The following is an 18614-nucleotide window of genomic DNA, read 5'->3' on the forward strand; positions in this document are numbered from 1 at the left end:
TCGGGTGCGTGCTCTCGGCGCGCCGGGCGAGAGCCCTCGTACTGGACGTACGTGGGCTTTCGCCCGGTGCGGCGAGAGTGCGTGCCAGGCGTCGCCGGACAGTCGGGAATTTGACGACAGGCCCTAGTAGGGCTTGGTCAGGTCGGTTGTGGTTGAGCGTGTCCTTCTGGTTCGGTGTTGCGTTGAGAGAGCGTGACTCCGGACGAGATTGTGGCTGTACGTGGCGAGTTGGAGGACTTCGCGGCGGAGGTTTTCGAGCCGTTCGCAAGGAACGACCAACGTCGGTGGGGGCAGGTCTACCTGCGAGGCCTGCTCACTGACGGGCAGCGCAAGTCGGTCGAACCTATGGCCGCCCGGCTCGGGGAGGACGGAAACCGGCAGGCTCTGGCCCACTTCGTGACCACCAGCCCGTGGGATCCGTCCCACATCCGGGCCCGGCTGGCCTGGAAGATGGAAAAGGCGATCCGGCCCACCGTGCTGGTCTTCGATGACACCGGCTTCCTCAAGGACGGCAATGCCTCGGCGTGTGTGTCGCGGCAGTACACCGGCACGGCGGGCAAGGTCACCAACTGCCAGGTGGGCGTCTCGCTGCACCTGGCCTCGGATCACGCCTCGGCGGTGGTGGACTGGAGGCTGTTCCTGCCCGAGACGTGGGCGCCCGGGTCGGTGAAGGCGGACCCGGACAAGGTCGCCCGCCGCACCGCCTGCGGCATTCCCGATGACATCGGGCACGTGGAGAAATGGCAGCTCGCACTCGACATGCTCGACGAGACCCGGTCCTGGGGCATCGAGGTGCCGGTGGCCATCGCGGACGCCGGATACGGAGACGCGGCCGCCTTCCGGCACGGCCTGCAGGCCCGCGGCCTCAAGTACGTCGTGGGAATCTCCACCACTCTCTCGGCCCAGCCCGGGCATGCGGTTCCCGTGGCCGATCCCTACTCCGGGACCGGACGCCCACCGGTGGCGACGTATCCCGACAAGCCACAGTCGGTGAAACAGCTGGTCATCGCGGCGGGCCGAAAGGCGGCAAAGCCGGTGCAATGGCGTGAGGGCTCCCGGCCCGGCACGGGCCGCAGCGGCTTGAAGCTGATGTACTCGCGGTTCGTGACCTTGCGGATCCGGCCTGCCGGACGCGAGGTCCGCCAGGCCCTCGACGGCCCGGAACTGCCCGAGTGCCGGCTCCTGGCCGAGTGGCCATCTGACCAGAGCGAACCCGTTCAGTTCTGGCTCTCCGACCTGCCCGCCGACGCCCCGCTGACCACCCTGGTCCGCCTGGCCAAGCTCCGTTGGCGCATCGAGCACGACTACCGGGAGATGAAACAGGCCCTGGGTCTCGCCCACTTCGAGGGCCGCACCTGGAACGGATGGCACCACCACGTCACCCTCGTCTCCGTCGCGCACGCCTTCTGCACCCTGCAACGACTGGCCAGAGCCCCAAAAGACACGGCACCGGCCTGAGCCTCTACCGCGTCGTCCGCGAGCTGCAGACCCTCCTCGCGACATGGACCGGCGTCTGCCCCACTTGTCACCGCGGCATACCCACACCAGCCCCGACCTGACCAAGCCCTACTAGGGCCTGTCCGGTTCACCGCTCCCCCGCGAGGCCGCAGCCTGCAGGGTGCGCAGGGCCAGGAGCAGGACGCCTATGTCGTCCAGGTAGACGGGGTCGGGGAGCAGGTCGACCGGGCTGATCACATACACCAGCGCGCCCCAGTAGGCGGCCTTGTGGGTCAGGGGGATGCCCGCGTCCCGCAGGATCTTGCGGGCCCGGACCAGCCGTACGGTCAGGGCGACCGCCACCAGCGCGGCCGTGAGGAGCGCGAGTGCGGCAAGGGCCAGGCCGACCGTCAGTCCCGTACCCATCGAACCGGCCAGAACGGCTCGCGGGAGGTTCACGGCGTCGGGGCGCGGAACTCGGCCCCCGCCTCGGGCTCGGGCTCGGGCTCGGGCTCAGGCTCAGGCTCAGGCTCAGGCTCAGGCTCAGGCTCGTACAGCGTCTGGGCCATCGACTCGGTCATGGGTGGCCGCCTCCTCGCAGTGTGGTGGGGCGTCGATCCGCTGCCGCGCGAGTACCGTGCGCGGGGCGGTTGATACCCGCGATCACCGGCACCACCGTCGCCATGGACGGTCCGGCGCCCGGGACGAAGTCGGGTGCGTCCCCGCTCCCGTCAGACGCTCGCGAGGAGGCCGTCGAGAGGGGCCGGTACCCGGTCGGGTTCGAGGGCCTCGACGAGGAGGCGGCCGTAGCGGATCTTGCGGCCCTTCTTCGTGCCGAGGAACCTGCGCAACTGCTGTTCCCGGGGACGGCCGTGCTGCGCGGGCTGGCGCTGAAAGGTCTGCCAGGCACGCAGGTCGCCCTCGGCCCGGACGGTCTCCTCGACCCTGGCCGTGCCCAGCGCGCGGATCAACTCCTCCTCCAGGTCCGCCGCACACACGAATATGTCCTGGCGCGGCGCCCCCGCCCGCGTCAGACCACGGTCGAAGTAGCGCTGTTCCCGCTCGTCGCACAGCCCCGCCAGGCGCAGGCCCAGACCCGTCGGCCCGAGCAGGCCCGCGTACCGGCCCACGCTCATCGCTCCGCCCATCGACACCACGCACACCCCCTCGGCGGCCAGATCCCGGCCACGCCGTGCGGCCAGCGCCTGCACGGCCGCCAGGTCGCTCGCCCCTTCCAGCAGCACCGCCGTGCGCACCCCCAGCCGCACAGCCAGTTCCCTCACCGGTTCGCCCGGGCCCCCCGCCGCCCAGGCGCCCACCTCGTCCTGGAACGCTCCCATGTCCGCCATGCAGGCGAGTCTGCGCCATGACCGGCGGCACGGCACGCGATATTCGGGGTGTTGCGGCCGTGGACCTGTGCAGCCGCCGGCCAAGGCGTGCAGCCTTACGCCTGCGGAACGCGGACTTCGGCCGGAGTCACCGGGCCCGGTGACGGACCACGCCTCAGGCCGGTTCGGGCTGCGGCTGCGGTTCCGGCTGCCGTACTGGCACGGCCTTCGCGTCCCACAGCTTGGTGGTCCGTACGCAGCCGTACACCACTGAGGACATCGCCAGAAGGAGAAGCGGTCCGAACACCCACGGATGTCCGGCCATCTCCACGGAGAGATAGCGATACGCAAGCAGGAGTGCGGCAAAAACCATCGCCCCACAAGCGACCAGCTGAATTCCCGAGCGGTCCCAGCCACGGTCGAGCGAGCGCAGCGCTGCCTCGATCGTGAAGGCGAACACCACGCCCGCGACGATATCCGCGCCGTAGTGGTAACCGAATCCCAGCGTCGCGCCGAGCGTGGCGATCAGCCAGAACGCGCCGCCGAATCGCAAAATCCTCGGGCCCTTACGTGAATGAATGAATATCGCGGTGGCCCATGCCGTATGAAGACTGGGCATGCAGTTGCGCGGGGTGATTTCGTCGAACGGCATGTGGTGCGGCGCGTTGACCGGCGACGGCGTGTTCGGCCACAGGTCGGCCACTGCCCAGTGCCCGCCGTCGGCGCCGTAAGCGAAGATCGGTCCGACCACCGGGAAGATCATGTAGATGGCCGGCCCGAGCAGGCCGATCACCAGGAAGGTGCGTACCAGGTGGTGGCCGGGGAAGCGGCGCTCCACCGCGACGTTGCGCAGCTGGTACAGCGTGACGGCGACCGCGCCCACCGCGAGCTGGATGTAGACCCAGTCGAGGACATGGGCGCCGATCGGGCCGGTGGCCTCGACGATCCGGCCTGCCACCCACGACGGATTGCCCAGCGCGTGATCGGCGGTCGCCACGTACTGGTCGAGCACCATCGGGCGCGTCTTCCACGTGATGAGCAGCCAGGCGTCGCCGGTCTTGCGGCCGGCCACCAGCAGCAGGCCGAGGCCGACGCCCTTGAGCAGCAGGACACGTTCCCGGCCGGTGCGACGCGTGACGGCGATGACCGCACACCCCAGGATCACCCAGAGCGCGCCGTTGCCGAACATCATCTTGGCGTCGACAGCCCACCGCACGAGGAAGAAGACGATGTCGATTCCGATGGCGGCACCGAACGCGATGAATCGTTGCCGCCAGGTGAACACGACCGTCATCAAGGCCATGCTGGCGTACAGCAGTGGACCCGATCTGGGCGCGAATATCACCTCGCGCGCCTGGTTGGTGATCGGCCCCGGTACGCCGTAGTGACGCGCGGCGATCTCCATCGTGACGAGGAACCCGAGGGCCACCACACCCGCCGCGGTCCACAGCATCACGCGTGGCTGACGCCACGCGGCGGACTCCATTCGGCCGTCTATTCGCGAAAGCACCCGCAAGATCTCGGTCTCAATCGTTTAGTCGATTTTAGGGAATTCGGTCACTCTTCGCGCCGAAAGCATGGTTTCCGGTGAAGGACACGATGAGGGCGATCACCGCGAGCTCGAACATGCTAGCGGAGTGGTACGGGTGGGTTCACTGCGTCGGCGGGTGCCGGGATCGGTGCCGAGGGTGACGTCGGGGTACGACCGGCGGCTTGCGCGGGACACCTGGCCCTTCTCTAGGAGTGCCAGTCCCTGGATCAGCCGGGCTCTCCCGCCCGTCGCACCACCCCGGCCAGTGTGGTCACCGGCGCCGAGAGGCGGCGTCAGGAGTGGTGGTCCGGCCCGTCCGACTGAGCACGGTCCGACTGAGCACGGTCCGACTGAGCACGGTCCGACTGAGCAGGGTCCGGCTGAGCAGGGTCCGGCTGCCCTTCCACTCGTACCTCACAGGGAGCGAAGAACATGCCCAAGGTTTCCGCCGAAGACAAGAACCTGACCGTCCTCAACATCTTCACCACCGACGCCCCCGAGAAGCAGGAGAGCCTGGTCGGCGCGATGCGCGAGATCGTCGACGCGGCCGCCTACCCCGGGTGGATGTCCTCCACCGTGCACGCCGGCGTCGACAAGCCCGGCACCGCCAACTTCATCCAGTGGCGCAGCCGCGCCGACCTGGAGGACCGCTACAACGCCGAGGAGTTCGAGCACCGCACGCTCCCGCTCTTCGGCGAGCTCACCACCTCGATCCGCCTGCTGCAGAACGAGATCGCCTACTCCCAGAGCACGTCCGGCGACCGCGTCGAGATCTCCCCTGCACGCGGCGACTACACCGTCATAGCGGTCTTCGGCGTCGAGGAGCACAACCAGGACAAGCTGGTCGACTCGCTCGGCCCGTCGATGACGTTCCTCAGCGACGTGCCCGGCTTCGTCTCCCACACCGTCCTCAAGGGCATCGCCGCCCGCGGCTTCGAGGGCTCCTTCGTCGTCTCCTACTCACAGTGGGAGAGCAAGGAGGCGTGGGACGCCTACCAGGCCGTCCCGCAGGACGCCAAGCCCGCCGCCCGCCAGGACGCCGAGCGCCGCACCGGCTCGCTCCTGACCTCGGTCGACTCCAACACCTACCAGGTCATCCACACCCGCGCCGCCGGGGAATGAAACCGAAGAGCACGACACAACGCCCGGTTCCCCACAGGAACCGGGCGTTCGTCGAACCGCTTCACTCACGCTCTTCCCGGAATTCGAGGCGGGTGTCGCCGCGCCCCCTCACGCCTGTGGCCCGTTCGGCTCGCCGACGTCCTGATCGGCGCACCCCCCGGCCGGTCAGCCGAGTCCGTTGTAGGTCACGGTCCTCCCGGAACCGATCTCATCAGCCAGACGTGCGGTAAGGCGCTGACCTCGTAGCTCCAGTTCCACCCGTCTCGCGTCGTCCCTCGCCTCGTCGCGATCCCGCAGATACAGGTCCATGCCCGCGTCGAAATCGGCCGACCATGCGTACAGGTCGGCGACGAGCTCGTCAGACAGGTCAAGCCCCGCAGCAGGGTCGTCGGGAGCGAAGTCTCCAAAGCCTTCCGCGCGCAGTGGGTACCAGCGGTATTCGCCCTGGACAGTGATGTGCAGTGGATGCAGGGTGTTGCCGTGCTCTTCGAGGGCCCAGTGCAGCCGACTGCACCCCCAGCACACGAACTTCGCCGTCTGGTGGCTCTCGTCCCAGTAGCGCAGGACCCAGCCGGGACCGAGATGCTTCGCCAGCCGCTGCGCGATCTCCACGCCCTGCCGTGTCTGCCCACGCAGCTGCGAGTGAGAGTCGAACCCCGCCGTCGGGCGCGCTTGCGCCCACGAAGCCAGCTCATGCGCCAACTGCTCAGGAAGCCCCAATACGGGATCGCCGAGTGCGAGGGCGCGGGTGAACCCGCTGACCGCTGCTGGGCCTTCCTCCTCCGCCACGTACAGCGGAGAAACTTCCCCCCGGGCGCGCACCATCAGGTATCGCGGTTCACGGGTGAGATCCATACGGGATGTCCTCCAACGTCCACACCCTGCGGCGCAGTGGCCACTGAGCCAGACTGCGCCATGCACCAGCAACAGGGCAACACCACAAGCTGCCCCGCCGCATGCCACACCCCCGGCTCAGTCGGTCCCGCTCTCCTTCTCGGAAGATACGTGCCGGGGCAGCGCCGAGTCCCCCGCCCCGGTCGGCGCGGGGGCGGCGCGCCGGGGCAGCCGGGGACGCACTGCCAGGCGCCACACCGCGTACACCGCCGCGAGCGCGCCCGCGAACGGCGCCGCCGCGCCCAGGGCCATCCCCAGCCACCGCGCGGCGGTGACGAAGGCGTGCCAACCGCCCGCGACGGCGTCCGAGACGCCCGGGCCGCCCTCGTCGGGTTTCTTCGCGGGAGCCGCCGCCGAAAGGCCCAGGGTGATCGTGGCGAGACTGGTGCGGTCCTTCAGGGACGCCTGCTGGGCCAGGAGCGAGTCCAAGTCGGCCTGACGGCGGGTCAGTTCAGTCTCCAGCGTGACGACGTCGCTCAACTGGCCTGCGCGGTCCATCAGTTGGCGTACGCGCGCGAGGCTGGAGCGCTGGGTGGCGATCCGGCTCTCCACGTCCACCACCTGATCGGTGACGTCCTGCGCCTTGGCCTTGCGGCCGAGCAGCTTGCCCGTGCCCGACAGGCGCGCGAGGACGCTGTCGTACGTCGCCTCCGGGATCCGCAGCACGACGTGCGAGACCACATGCCCGCGCTCGTCCCGCTCGGTGGTCTCGTCGCCGACGTACCCGCCCGCCTCGTCGGCGGCCGCCCGGGCCGCGGCGAGCGCCTTGGCCACATCGGGCACTTCGAGCGTGAGCTCAGCGGTGCGGATGATGTGCGAAGCCTGCGGCAGCGCCGGCTTCGCGGACGGCTTGCGCGCACCGTCGTCGCTCGTACGCGAAGCCGCGTCACCCCCGGCCCCGTTCTGCGCCGGAGCGGCGGCTTTCCTGCCCCCCGACTTCGCGGCATCGGCCCCGCCCCCCGCGCTGCACCCTGCGAGGGCCAGCGAGGCGGCGAGGAGAACGGCCCCCACGGCCGCGAGAGGTCGTTTCCCGGTCCTGTGACGTACCCGCATGTTCGGCTCCCCCCGGGGGTGAGCGGTCAAATCGTGACGGTTGGACGGGCCAGGTGCGGGCGGAGGTTGCCGTTCCCCGATCACGAAGCGGTGTCGAAACGAACTCGGTGTGGGCCCGGTCGGCCGCGGGTCCGTGCCTCCCCGTAAGGACTGGAGTTGGCGCTCGCAGGCGACTACGACGCGATCGTGCTCGATGTCCTGCTGCCCGGTCTCAACGGCTTCCGCGTCTGCGCCCGGCTGCGGGACGCCGGGGTGTGGGGCCCCGGTGCTGATGCTGACCGCCAAGGACGGCGAGTACGACGAGGCCGAGGGGCTGGACACCGGAGCGGACGACTACGTCGCCAAGCCGTTCTGGCGACCCGTAGCTCCTCGGAGTGCGCGCTCACACCCCGGGCTGCGGGGCGATCTCCGCGATCAGTCCCTCCACCAGCACCTTGATCTCGTCGCGGATGGGGCGGACGGCCGCCACGCCCTGGCCGGCCGGGTCCTCCAGCCTCCAGTCCAGGTACCGCTTGCCGGGGAAGACCGGGCAGGCGTCGCCGCAGCCCATGGTGATGCAGACGTCGGACTTCTTGACCGCGTCGACGGTCAGGAGCTTCGGGGTCTCGGCGGAGATGTCGATGCCGACCTCGGCCATGGCCTCGACGGCGGCCGGATTGACTTCCCTGCCCGGATTGGAGCCCGCCGAACGGACCTCGATACGGTCCCCGGCCAGGTGAGCCAGCCACGCGGCGGCCATCTGGGAACGACCGGCGTTGTGGACACAGACGAACAGCACAGAGGGCTTGTCGGACATCAGGGGTCTCTCTTGTCTCGTGAACGCCGAACGGCGGGACCGGGCGTGATGGACATCCCCACCCAGGGCCCAGGACCCCGGACTGGGGACCCAGGACCTCAGTGATATCCGTCGCCCGGCGATGTGAAAATATCAGCCCATGATGATGTCAGTCGGCACTGACCTGATCCGGGTTCTGGCCGACCCGCTCAGGCTCCGGATCGTGACCCTGCTCGCCCAGGAGATGCTCTGCACCACCCATCTCGTGGAGGAGACGGGTGCCAGGCAGACGAACCTGTCCAACCACCTGAAGGTGCTGCGCGAGGCCGGGGTCGTCGACACGGAGCCATGCGGACGGTTCACCTACTACCGTCTGCGCCCGGACGTCATCGAAACCCTGGCCGGTCAGTTCGCCGACCTCGCACAGACCGCGCGGGACGCCACCGAAGCGAACCTCAAGCGGACCTGCCCCTAGGGCCTGTAACCCACCCGCCCGAGGAGACCCCGCTGTGACCACCACCGAGCCCGTCGGCTCCGCCTCTCCGGAGACCGTCATCGCCGCCGACGCGCCCCAGCCCGCACCCGGCGCCACCCCGCCCCCTCTCCCGCTGACGTCCCGCGCGGCCGCCGAACTGGTGGGCACCGCCGCGTTGGTCGCGATCGTGGTCGGCTCCGGTATACAGGCGACCGAGCTCACGCACGACGTGGCACTCCAGCTCCTGGCCAACTCCACGGCCACGGTGTTCGGCCTCGGCGTCCTGATCGCCCTGCTCGGCCCGGTCTCGGGCGCGCACTTCAATCCCGCGGTGACGCTGGCCGAGTGGTGGACGGCCCGGCGAGGCGGGCCGGGCGTCACCGCCCGCGAGGCGGCCGTGTACGTGCCCGCGCAGATCGTCGGTGGGATCGCGGGCGCGATCCTGGCCGACGCGATGTTCGGCGAGCCGCTCGTGAAGTGGGCCGGACACGACCGCTCGGCCGGTCACCTGCTGCTCGGCGAGGTGGTCGCGACCGCGGGGCTGATCATGCTGATCTTCGGTCTGGCCCGCACCGACCGGCTGCGCTTCGCCCCCGTCGCGGTGGCCTCGTACATCGGCGCCGCCTACTGGTTCACCTCGTCGACGTCCTTCGCCAACCCGGCGGTGACCATCGGCCGCGCCTTCACCGACACCTTCGCAGGCATCGCCCCGGCCTCGGTCCCCGCGTTCGTCGCCGCGCAGCTCGCGGGCGCCGTGGTGGGCCTGGCCCTGGTCGCGGTCATCTTCGTACGAGAAGCGCCCGGCAGCGATCAGCCCGCCGCATGACACGTACGGATGTGGTCGTGACCGGCGGCGCCCGAGCCGGGCCTGCGGCCGGAAACCACCTGCGCTGATCAGCGCCCCCCGGCCGCGTTGGCGAAGGCCCCCGAGAGGGCTGCGACCGCGCCCGGCTCGACGCGGTAGTACACCCATGTCCCTCGCCGCTCGGAAGAGAGCAGTCCCGCCTCCTTCAGCTTCTTGAGGTGGTGGGAGACGGTCGGCTGCGACACACCGACGTCAGAGATGTCGCACACACACGCCTCCCCGCCCGCGTGCGAGGCGACCAGCGAGAACAGCCGCAGGCGGACCGGGTCGCCCAGCGCCTTGAACATCTTCGCGGTGCGCTCCGCCTCCTCGGCGGTCAGCGGGCGCTGGTCGAGCGGCGGGCAGCACGCGGCCACCGACTCGTTCACGACGGGCAGCTCCACCCTGCTCAGATTCGACATGTATCAATATTGACATCCGTCGAAGCAATAGCCAAGCTTGTCTCGTCAGCGATATCGACAAACGTCGAAACAGACGATCGACGGCCTCCTGCCCCTGGAGCATGCGATGAGCGAGAACGCCCCCACCACCGTCCTGCCGACCGTGGTCATCGGCGCCGGCCCGATCGGCCTGGCGGCCGCAGCCCAGCTCACGGCACGCGGCCTCGAACCGCTGGTCCTGGAAGCCGGGCCGCACGCCGCCGCGGCCGTACTCGAGTGGTCGCACGTACGCCTCTTCTCCACCTGGGCCGAGGTCGTCGATCCGGCCGCCGAGAAGCTCCTCGCCCCCACGGGCTGGGTGAGGCCGGACGGCGCCACCTACCCGACCGGCGGCGACTGGGCCGCCCGCTACCTCCAGCCGCTCGCCGACGTCCTCGGCGACAAGGTCCGCTACGGGGTGACCGTCACCGGCGTCTCGCGCACCGGCCGCGACCGTGTCGTGGACGCCGACCGCGAGCAGCAGCCCTTCACTGTCCACGTCGCCCACACCGATGGGCACGAGGAACGGATCCTGGCCCACGCGGTGATCGACGCCTCCGGCACCTGGTCCACGCCCGGCCCGCTCGGCGGCGACGGTCTCCCGGCCCTCGGCGAGCGTACGGCCGCGGACCGGATCTCGTACCGCGTCCCCGATCTCAAGGACCCCGCCGTACGGGCCCGTTACGCGGGCAAGCGCACAGCCGTCGTCGGCTCCGGCGCCTCCGCCTTCACGGCCCTCGCCCACCTCGCCGAGCTGGCCCAGGACGCGCCGGGCACGCACGCGGTGTGGATCCTGCGGCGCGGCATCAGCGGCTCCACCTTCGGCGGCGGCGCGGCCGACCAACTGCCGGCCCGCGGCGCGCTCGGACTGGCGGCCAAGGCGGCCGTCGACCGCGGATACGCCGACGCGGTCACCGGCTTCCGCACCAGCACGGTCGAGCGCACGGCCGAGGGGCTGGTCCTGGTCGGCGAGGACGGCCGTCGCCTCGACCCGGTCGACGAGGTCATCGGCCTCACGGGCTTCCGCCCCGACCTCTCGTTCGTCGACGAGCTCCGCCTCGCCCTCGACGAACGCCTCCAGGCCCCGCTGGAGCTGGCCCCCTTGATCGACCCCAACGTCCACTCCTGCGGCACGGTCTACCCGCACGGGGTCAAGGAGCTGTCCCACCCGGAGCAGGACGTCTACCTGGTGGGCATGAAGTCGTACGGCCGCGCACCGACCTTCCTGGCCATGACCGGCTACGAGCAGGTCCGCTCCATCGCCGCCGCCCTCGCGGGCGACTGGGAAGCCGCCGAGCGGGTGGAGTTGACGCTGCCGGAGACAGGGGTGTGCGGCGGGGCGGGCCTGTTCGACGAGCCCGAGGCCGCCCAGTCGAACGGTGGGGGCTGCTGCGCCGCTCCCGCCACCCTCCAGATCGGCGTCGGGGCGCCGGCATCCTCGGGCGGCTGCTGACCGAGGGGCCCAGACCCGGCACCGCGAGGTCGCGGCCCAGGGGGTAGCCGCACCCCCGGGCCGCCGTCGCCGTGTGGTCACCCAAGGGGCAGCCCACGGTGGATCAGGCCTTGTCCTGCATGGAGCGCCGTGCGGGGTTGCCCTGTTCCGCGGCCTTGGGGTCCTTCTCGTTCGCCTTGGCGCGGACATCCCGCTCGATGCGCTCGCCGATCGACTTGTCGATGTGGGACCAGTACTCGAAGGCGCGTTGCAGGACGGGCTCGGAGACCCCGTTGAGGAGATGGCCGACGACGTTGTCCACGAGCCGGTCGCGTGCCGCGTCGTCGAGGACCTCTCGTACCAGGGTGCCGGGCTGGCCCCAGTCGTCGTCCTCGGCATGTGAGACGTAGGCCGACCGGGTGATCTCCCCGTCGGCGTACCAGCTGGGCGGGCTGCCGTACCGGTCGGTGTCGGCGGCCGGGCCGCCCTTGGAGTTGGGGGCGTAGACGGGGTCGGTGGTCTTGCGGTACGCCATCGCCCCGTCCTTCGAGTAGGTGCGCACCGGGACGACAGGCGCGTTGACGGGCAGCTGCTGATAGTTGCCCCCGATCCGGTGGCGGTGCGCGTCCGCGTACGAGAACAGCCGGGCCAGCAGCATCCGGTCCGGGCTCGGGCCGATGCCGGGGACCAGGTTGTTCGGCTGGAACGCCGCCTGCTCGATCTCGGCGTGGTTGTCGGTGGGGTTACGGTCCAGGGTCATCCGGCCGACCTCGATCAGCGGATAGTCCCCGTGGGGCCACACCTTGGTCAGGTCGAACGGGTTGAACCGGTACTCGGCGGCGTCCTCGTACGGCATGACCTGCACATACAGCGTCCAGCTCGGGTACTCGCCGTCACGGATGTGCTCGAACAAATCCCGCGTGTGGTAGTCCGTGTCGACCGCGGCCATCTGGTCGGCCTCGTGCTGCGTGAAGCACTCGATGCCCTGGTCGGTCTTGAAGTGGTATTTCACCCAGAAGCGTTCACCCTGCGCGTTGATCCACATGTAGGTGTGCGAGGTGTACCCGTTCATGTGGCGCCAGGTGCGGGGGATACCGCGGTCGCCCATCAGCCAGGTCACCTGATGGGCCGACTCCGGCGAGAGCGTCCAGAAGTCCCACTGCATGTCGTGGTCGCGCAGGTTGTTGTCGGCGCGGCGCTTCTGGGACCGGATGAAGTGCTGGAACTTCATCGGGTCCTTGACGAAGAACACGGGGGTGTTGTTGCCCACCATGTCGTAGTTGCCCTCGCTGGTGTAGAACTTCACCGCGAAGCCGCGGGGGTCCCGCCAGGTGTCCGGGCTGCCGCGCTCGCCCGCGACCGTCGAGAAGCGCGTGACCAGTTCCGTCCTCGTACCGGGCTGGAAAACAGCGGCCTTGGTGAAGGCGCTGACGTCATTGGTCACGTCGAAGTGTCCGAAGGCGCCGCTCCCCTTGGCATGGGGCTGGCGCTCGGGGATCCGCTCCCGGTTGAACTGCGCCATCTGCTCGATCAGGTAGGCGTCCTGCAGCAGGATCGGTCCGCCGGGGCCGACGGTCAGCGAGTGCTCGTCACTCTCTACCGGGGCGCCGGAATCGGTCGTGGTCGGCTCACGGGGAGTGTCGGTCATCAGTCTGGCCTCCGTCGTCGGGTGAGGTGCACCGCTGCTCGCGCCACGTATGTGAAACGCAATCACGGCGATATGCGGTTAACCCTCTTTGGATGGCCCCAAACCTGGGCCCGCACCGCTCGTCGGCGTCGTGCTCCCCGCACCGGAACAGGCGCCTGGCCAGTGGCAGGTCAGTGCCTGGTCGGTGAACTCCCGTCCGTTCCGGCTCACACGAGCGCCATCCGGCCTCCGTCCCGTCACCCGTCTGCCCGGCCGAGTTGCGGACACGTACGGGCCTGCCGTGCCCTCCCGCTCGGCAGGCCCGCGTCCTCGGCAAGCCGGGAGACCCGAACGGCGGAGAGGCCCAAGGGAGGAGGCGCGTACACCTCGTACGAATTCGGCTGTTTGCGTACCGAGGTCCTGGGCAAGCGCGGGTCGTGCTTCGGACCGGAGGCACGTCCGCGGGACCCGTGTGTTCCCCGGCGGGCGCGTCCGTGCGGACGCGGCTCCCGGCACAGGGTTCGGCGACGGTCACCACCCCAGCCCACGTCCACAAGGAGCCCACATGTCTCCCCTCGCGCACAGCCGCCACCCTCACGACGACGCCCCCGACACTCACGACGCCTTCGCCCGACTGCAGCACCTCGACCCCGGTCCGGAACGCGACGCCGTACGCGAGGACTTGGTGCGCGAGTGGCTGCCCATGGCACAACGGCTTGCGGGCAAGTTCCGCAACCGCGGTGCCGAGACGGAGGACCTGTACCAGGTCGCCGCGATGGGCCTGATCAAGGCCGTGGACCGGTACGAAGCCGCGCAGGGCGCGTTCGAGGCCTACGCCGTTCCCACGATCACCGGCGAGCTCAAGCGGCACTTCCGCGACCACCTGTGGGCCGTCCACGTACCGCGCCGGGTGCAGGAGCTGCGGCGCAAGGTCCGCGAGGCGCGCCGTGATCTGCTGGCCGCTCAGCCCAACGAGCCCACGATCGCCGAACTCGCCGCCCACTGCGGACTCGGCGAAGACGACGTGCGCGACGGTCTCGAAGCCCTCCAGTCCTTCCGCGCCCTGTCACTGGACGCGGAATCGCGCACCGGCGGCTCCGCCGGCGACGCGGACGGGCCGGCGCTCGCCGACCGCCTCGGCACACCCGACAGCGGCTTCGAACGGATCGTGGACCGCGAAGCCGTCAAACCGGCCATCGAGGCGCTGCCCGAGCGCGAGTGCCGGATCCTGCACATGCGGTTCTTCGAAGACATGACACAGCGGCAGATCGCCGAGGAACTCGGCATCTCCCAGATGCACGTCTCCCGCCTCATCACGAGCACCTGCACCCGCATCCGCAACCAAGCCCTCGCCGACCACCGCACCGCGGCCTGAAGGCCGGCGACGCCGAAGCGCCCATCCGAGAGCCCGCCCGCCCCCCGTAAATCGCTGCCGGTGCGAGCAAGCGACTCGCTACCGTGACCGTATGCCCACTGACGCCGTCTCTTCCGATGACATCGCTTCGCTGCCCCGCGCCGAGTTCGGCTTCCCCGGCCCGCTGCGTGACCACCTCGTCGCGGCCATCCTCGATGGTTCCAAGACCTCCACCACCGGACTCGTGATCGGCTACGAGCACGAAGGGGAGCCACTGCCCAGCGTGGGGAGCCGCGCGGTGGTAGTCGACTCGGACGACCGTCCGGTCGGGGTCATCGAAATCACCGGTGTGCGTGTCGTGCCGCTCGCGGAGGTGGATTTCGCTCACGTGGTGGATGAAGGGGAAGGCGACACCAGCATCACCGAGTGGCGGACGAACCACGAGCGGTTCTGGCACAGCGACGAGATGCGCGCGGCGTTGGACGACCCGGAATTCACCGTGGACGACGCGACCTTGGTCGTTCTGGAACGCTTCGGTCTCATCACCAACCTTCGCCGGGCTGATTGACCCTCCTGCGGCACGCTCGCCCGCACTCGACAGCACCAGCGATAATCTGCAACCCTGTCGTGTTGCTCAGGGCTCTTCCCAACATGCGGAGGTACCAGCGCAGATGACGGATTGGGCGGAGTACTGGGAGCGTCGGTACAGGCACGGCGACATCGGGTGGACCCTCGTCCCGCATCCGCTGGTGGTCGAGGAGCTCGCGCTCATGTCGCCGGAGGCGTCCGCCGGGCCGAACACGCCAGGGCGCCAGGCGCTGGACCTCGGCGCGGGTGCCGGGCGCCACGCGCTGTGGCTCGCCCGCCACGGTTGGCGGGTGACGGCCGTGGACTTCTCGGCGTCGGCCCTGGAGAGCACCCGCCGGCAGGCCGCGGCCGAGGAACTGGAAGTGACGACCGTCCTCGCGGATCTGGATTCCTACGAGCCACGGCAGGACACCTTCGGCGTCGTCCTCATCGCGTACGTGCACACCGAGCCGCCTCAGCGGGCCGCGCTGCTGGCCCGTGCGGCCAAAGCCTGGCTCCGGGTGGACGGCTGGTCATCGTGGGGCACCACCTCAACAACCTGGGCAGGGGACTCGAAGGCCCGTCCGACCCGGAGCGGATGTTCACCCCGGAGCGCCTTTCCGCGGAGCTGCCGGATCTGCGTATCGAACGGGCCGCGCGAGTGCCCCACACGGTCACCACCGCGTCGGGCGAGCGCGAGGCTTACGCCACCGTGATCAGGGCCAGGCGCGCCACCGCCGACAACGAACACCCGAGCCCGCCGCCGTCAGACCCCGGGCTGCCGCACCACGAGACGCACCAGGAGCTTCCGTAGGGCTTCACGCTCCTCGGTCGACAGGGGGCTGAGGAACTCCTGTTGGACCTCGGCCAGCACCTCGTGCGCCTCGCGCAGACGCACGACGCCCCGTTCGATCAGATGCAGCACCGAGGTCCGCCGGCCTGGGCCGCGGCTGCGCTCCATCAGCCCCGTCCTCTTCCCCGGGCCCGTTGACCACCGCGAGGGTCCCGCTCGTTGACGATTCCGTCAGGTGACCCCATAATGACCCGTCAGCACCCCTGACTATCAGCCATTTTGATTAACCGGCCTTCCGGGACAGACAGTCATGGGAGGCAAGGGTGTCGGCAGCCGCAGCCCGTCAGCAGGCCACCGGGCCGGAGGGAACACCGTGAACAAGAACGCCAAAGACACCCAGGACATGCGGCTGGTCTACGCCGGGTCCTTCCTCGGCAACTTCGACCGGATCGTGATCACCCCCCTGCTGCTGCCCGCGTCCAAGGGACTGGGTGTCAGCGTCTCGCACGTCACGATCGCGCTCACCGTCTATCTGCTGCTGTTCGGCCTCATGCAGCCCGTGCACGGGCTCATCTCCGACGTATACGGGCGCGTACGGGTCATGCGGGCAGCCCTGTTCGGCATGTGCGTCGCCGACCTGGTCTCCGCGCTCGCCCCCAACCTGGGCGTGCTCATCCTCGGACGCGCGCTCGCGGGCGCGTCGGCGGCCGCCCTGCTGCCGGTGATGGTGGCGTACGTGGGCGACCGGCTGCCCTTCGCGCAGCGGCAGCGGACCGTGGCGAGCGTGCTCGCCGCCGGGGCTGTCGGCACGGCGGCCGCGACCGTGGTCGCGGGTGTGTTCACCCATCTGTGGAGCTGGCGCGCGGCGATCCTGCTCGTCGCGATCTGCGCACCGCTGCTGGCTCTCGCCTTCGGCCGCCTGCCGGAAGCCTCCGCCCCGGCGCCGATGGGCACGAGCGTCACGGCCCGGCTCGCCATGGTCTTCCGTATCGGCTGGTTCCGGTTCCTCGTGGTCTTCGCGCTCTTCGAAGGCGCGGCCATGCTGGGCTTCTTCAACTTCTTCAACACCGCACTGCAGTCGGGAGGACACAGCGTCGTGTACGCCGGTCTCGTCACCGGCAGCTACGGACTGGCCGCGGTGGCGGGCGGCGTGGCGGTACGCACCCTGCGCGAGCGCGTCTCGGCAGCGACCCACTTCGCCGTCGGCAGCGTGCTGCTCTGCGTGGGCTATCTGGTCTGTGTGCCCGCCCAGTCGATGGTGACGGTCCTGGTGGCCAGTGTTCTTTCGGGGCTCGCGTTCGCGTTGGTCCAGTCCACCGTGCAGACCTGGGGAACCGAGGTCGCGCCGCCCCAGGTGCGCGGCATCGCGACCTCGCTGGTGGCGTGCGCCGTGTACACCGGGGCCGCGCTCAGCACGTATCTCGTGAGCGGGCTGGCGGACGACGAGCACTTCGGCACGCTCTTCGCGATCGCCGCCGCCGTGACCCTGCCCGTGGCACTCGTCGGGCCGGTCGCCCGCGCGCGGTTCTCGGCCGCGCTGGCCGGCCGAGCCGAACAGCACCAGCCGGCCGAGCAGCCACCGGCTCGTCCGGCGAACCAGGCTCCGTAGCAGATGCCCTAGCAGACGCCGCAGCAGACGCGACCACCCGGTAGCAGACGCCACCACCCGTATGGCAGCCCGACGCACGCCGGACGTCGGGGCCGCTCAGCCAGGGGCCGTTCAGGCGGCCACGGCGTCCCACATCTGCTGCGAGGAAGGCCGGTACGGGTGCTGAGGAGCCCGCTCGGCGAGCCTCATCATCCAGGCGCCGATCTCCTGCAGTTCCTTACGGCCGACGGACGCCCGGACCCGCGGGAACCACCCGTGGTCCTCGGCGTCCATGTGCCGTTCGACGATGTCCATCAGCAGGCGCGCCTTGGCATCGAAGGCGATGTCGTCGGGCCGCATGTCGTACAGCTCGGCGGCCAGCACATCAGCGATGTGGTGCTCCTCCACGAACCCCAGGATGTCCGGCTCGGTCTCCGGAGCCAGGACACAGACGCGCGGGTACATCCCCTCCCGCTCGATGTACGTGTACACGGTCAGCGCGCGGAGGAAGGGCCCCACCGCCTCGGTTTCGCCCTCGACCCTGTAGGAGCGGATCAGCCGCCTGATCTCCTTGTGGCCTTCCCTCAGCATCACGATCGCATCGGTGGACATAGGCAGCTCCCTGAGCACAGCACTCACTTCCGTTCCAGCCCCATACCCGGCAAACCGGGCGATCATGCGCCAGGGCGCCGGGGCTGCCCGTCCGTCGTCGTACGCATACGAACAGCTACCGGAACAGCTACGGGCGGCTACCAGGTCGGGCGTGCAGGGAATTACCCGTTCGGAGGTGCGTTCGTGAATTCTTCACCCACGGCAAAACAGGCTTGCAGTGATAGTGAGCGGCACTCTAATGCCTCCCTGTCGAGAAGCACTCAATATTTGGCAGGTGATTCTGTTGAGGAGGTTTCCGGACAGGTGGTTCGTGCCCTCCGGTTCCCTGGAACCGCCAACCACCTCGCATTCTTCCTGGGCGCGCGGATCGATGCCGTCGTTTTCGAGCCAGACGGTGAGTAATTGTTGATGGCCAGGAGATGGGCGGCTATGTTTTCCGGCGTCGGGAATCCGGAGACGGAAAACCTCGGCTGCAAAAGGGGTTTGTGGTTCGGTTTCCGTCCGCACTCCACTGCGCGAAACCTGAACCAAGGGAAGGAGGGGAAGGAAATGAAGCTCGCCATCGAGATCGTCGAGGACGCCAGCACGCTGGCCCACCACCCGGGGCAGTGAGGCCGGCCCCGGGTGAGGCAACCGCCTCGTGTGGGGCTGAACTGAGGACTCCGGCTGCGATGCGGGCAATGCATCGCAGCCGGATGTCGTCGTGCGGGGGCCGCGCCCCGCTGCCACCACGGTATCGCCC

General features: G+C 69.6%; 20 protein-coding genes and 1 pseudogene. 11 read left to right on the forward strand and 10 right to left on the reverse strand.

Features of this window, described 5'->3' with window-relative positions; genetic code table 11:
- Positions 1-192 precede the first annotated feature (192 nt).
- The gene (locus tag AB0G17_RS10890; RefSeq protein ID WP_361378961.1) at positions 193-1458 is read left to right on the forward strand and encodes an IS701 family transposase; all 1266 of its coding nucleotides are present in this window, start codon (positions 193-195) and stop codon (positions 1456-1458) included.
- A gap of 111 nt (positions 1459-1569) precedes the next feature.
- On the opposite strand, the gene AB0G17_RS10895 is transcribed toward AB0G17_RS10890, so the two are convergent.
- The 3 genes from AB0G17_RS10895 to AB0G17_RS10905 all read right to left on the reverse strand — a co-directional run bounded on the left by AB0G17_RS10895 (position 1570) and on the right by AB0G17_RS10905 (position 4251).
- Positions 1570-1863: a YkvA family protein gene (locus AB0G17_RS10895; RefSeq protein ID WP_361379803.1), complete on the reverse strand. Its 294-nt coding sequence runs from the start codon at positions 1861-1863 to the stop codon at positions 1570-1572.
- 305 nt (positions 1864-2168) lie between these two features.
- Positions 2169-2786 carry a TOPRIM nucleotidyl transferase/hydrolase domain-containing protein gene (locus AB0G17_RS10900; protein WP_361378964.1) on the reverse strand — a complete coding sequence of 206 codons (618 nt, stop codon included), beginning with the start codon at positions 2784-2786 and terminating at the stop codon, positions 2169-2171.
- Positions 2787-2940: 154 nt separating this feature from the next.
- Positions 2941-4251, reverse strand: a complete 1311-nt coding sequence (locus tag AB0G17_RS10905; RefSeq protein ID WP_361378967.1) for a phosphatase PAP2 family protein — start codon at positions 4249-4251, stop codon at positions 2941-2943.
- A 477-nt stretch (positions 4252-4728) separates the two neighbouring features.
- Between AB0G17_RS10905 and AB0G17_RS10910 the strand changes: the two genes are divergently transcribed.
- Positions 4729-5418 (forward strand): antibiotic biosynthesis monooxygenase family protein, encoded by a 690-nt coding sequence (locus AB0G17_RS10910; RefSeq protein ID WP_361378970.1) that lies wholly within the window; start codon positions 4729-4731, stop codon positions 5416-5418.
- 165 nt (positions 5419-5583) lie between these two features.
- Here the strand turns inward: AB0G17_RS10910 and AB0G17_RS10915 are convergent, their stop codons facing one another.
- Together AB0G17_RS10915 and AB0G17_RS10920 are read right to left on the reverse strand one after the other, a co-directional pair.
- The gene (locus AB0G17_RS10915) at positions 5584-6273 is read right to left on the reverse strand and encodes a hypothetical protein (protein ID WP_361378973.1); all 690 of its coding nucleotides are present in this window, start codon (positions 6271-6273) and stop codon (positions 5584-5586) included.
- Positions 6274-6390: 117 nt separating this feature from the next.
- Entirely contained in the window at positions 6391-7365 is a 975-nt protein-coding gene (locus tag AB0G17_RS10920) for a DUF4349 domain-containing protein (protein WP_361378976.1), read from the reverse strand.
- Between the two features lie 150 nt (positions 7366-7515).
- Between AB0G17_RS10920 and AB0G17_RS10925 the strand changes: the two are divergent.
- A pseudogene (locus AB0G17_RS10925) lies at positions 7516-7717 on the forward strand (response regulator); the annotation flags it as partial.
- Between the two features lie 30 nt (positions 7718-7747).
- Here AB0G17_RS10925 and AB0G17_RS10930 read toward each other — a convergent pair.
- Positions 7748-8161 carry an arsenate reductase ArsC gene (locus AB0G17_RS10930; protein ID WP_361378979.1) on the reverse strand — a complete coding sequence of 138 codons (414 nt, stop codon included), beginning with the start codon at positions 8159-8161 and terminating at the stop codon, positions 7748-7750.
- Positions 8162-8300: 139 nt separating this feature from the next.
- Here AB0G17_RS10930 and AB0G17_RS10935 point away from each other — a divergent pair, with 139 nt between their 5' ends.
- A complete protein-coding gene (locus tag AB0G17_RS10935) occupies positions 8301-8615 on the forward strand; it encodes a metalloregulator ArsR/SmtB family transcription factor (RefSeq protein WP_361378982.1) in 315 nt (104 codons plus the stop codon).
- Positions 8616-8649: 34 nt separating this feature from the next.
- Positions 8650-9441 carry an MIP/aquaporin family protein gene (locus AB0G17_RS10940; protein ID WP_361378985.1) on the forward strand — a complete coding sequence of 264 codons (792 nt, stop codon included), beginning with the start codon at positions 8650-8652 and terminating at the stop codon, positions 9439-9441.
- 68 nt (positions 9442-9509) lie between these two features.
- Here the strand turns inward: AB0G17_RS10940 and AB0G17_RS10945 are convergent, their stop codons facing one another.
- On the reverse strand, positions 9510-9881 hold the full coding sequence (locus AB0G17_RS10945; protein WP_361378988.1) for a metalloregulator ArsR/SmtB family transcription factor: 372 nt from the start codon (positions 9879-9881) through the stop codon (positions 9510-9512).
- A gap of 106 nt (positions 9882-9987) precedes the next feature.
- Between AB0G17_RS10945 and AB0G17_RS10950 the strand changes: the two genes are divergently transcribed.
- The gene (locus AB0G17_RS10950; protein ID WP_361378991.1) at positions 9988-11352 is read left to right on the forward strand and encodes an NAD(P)-binding domain-containing protein; all 1365 of its coding nucleotides are present in this window, start codon (positions 9988-9990) and stop codon (positions 11350-11352) included.
- Positions 11353-11455: 103 nt separating this feature from the next.
- Here AB0G17_RS10950 and AB0G17_RS10955 read toward each other — a convergent pair whose 3' ends face one another.
- Positions 11456-12979, reverse strand: coding sequence for a catalase (locus AB0G17_RS10955; protein WP_361378994.1), 1524 nt, complete (start codon positions 12977-12979; stop codon positions 11456-11458).
- Positions 12980-13523: 544 nt separating this feature from the next.
- On the opposite strand from AB0G17_RS10955, the gene AB0G17_RS10960 reads away from it, so the two are divergent.
- The 3 genes from AB0G17_RS10960 to AB0G17_RS10970 all read left to right on the forward strand — a co-directional run bounded on the left by AB0G17_RS10960 (position 13524) and on the right by AB0G17_RS10970 (position 15595).
- Positions 13524-14333, forward strand: a complete 810-nt coding sequence (locus tag AB0G17_RS10960; RefSeq protein WP_361378997.1) for a SigB/SigF/SigG family RNA polymerase sigma factor — start codon at positions 13524-13526, stop codon at positions 14331-14333.
- A gap of 91 nt (positions 14334-14424) precedes the next feature.
- Positions 14425-14880 carry an ASCH domain-containing protein gene (locus AB0G17_RS10965; protein WP_361379000.1) on the forward strand — a complete coding sequence of 152 codons (456 nt, stop codon included), beginning with the start codon at positions 14425-14427 and terminating at the stop codon, positions 14878-14880.
- 103 nt (positions 14881-14983) lie between these two features.
- The gene (locus AB0G17_RS10970; protein WP_361379003.1) at positions 14984-15595 is read left to right on the forward strand and encodes a class I SAM-dependent methyltransferase; all 612 of its coding nucleotides are present in this window, start codon (positions 14984-14986) and stop codon (positions 15593-15595) included.
- A gap of 50 nt (positions 15596-15645) precedes the next feature.
- On the opposite strand, the gene AB0G17_RS10975 is transcribed toward AB0G17_RS10970, so the two are convergent.
- Positions 15646-15840 (reverse strand): hypothetical protein, encoded by a 195-nt coding sequence (locus tag AB0G17_RS10975; protein WP_361379006.1) that lies wholly within the window; start codon positions 15838-15840, stop codon positions 15646-15648.
- A gap of 205 nt (positions 15841-16045) precedes the next feature.
- Between AB0G17_RS10975 and AB0G17_RS10980 the strand changes: the two genes are divergently transcribed.
- Positions 16046-17281 carry an MFS transporter gene (locus AB0G17_RS10980; protein ID WP_361379009.1) on the forward strand — a complete coding sequence of 412 codons (1236 nt, stop codon included), beginning with the start codon at positions 16046-16048 and terminating at the stop codon, positions 17279-17281.
- A gap of 111 nt (positions 17282-17392) precedes the next feature.
- Here AB0G17_RS10980 and AB0G17_RS10985 read toward each other — a convergent pair whose 3' ends face one another.
- On the reverse strand, positions 17393-17872 hold the full coding sequence (locus AB0G17_RS10985; RefSeq protein ID WP_361379012.1) for a hemerythrin domain-containing protein: 480 nt from the start codon (positions 17870-17872) through the stop codon (positions 17393-17395).
- A 429-nt stretch (positions 17873-18301) separates the two neighbouring features.
- Between AB0G17_RS10985 and AB0G17_RS10990 the strand changes: the two genes are divergently transcribed.
- Positions 18302-18484 (forward strand): hypothetical protein, encoded by a 183-nt coding sequence (locus tag AB0G17_RS10990; protein ID WP_361379015.1) that lies wholly within the window; start codon positions 18302-18304, stop codon positions 18482-18484.
- The last annotated feature ends 130 nt before the right edge of the window (positions 18485-18614 follow it).

It is taken from the genome of Streptomyces sp. NPDC023838, from assembly GCF_040639555.1.
GTDB lineage: Bacteria > Actinomycetota > Actinomycetes > Streptomycetales > Streptomycetaceae > Streptomyces.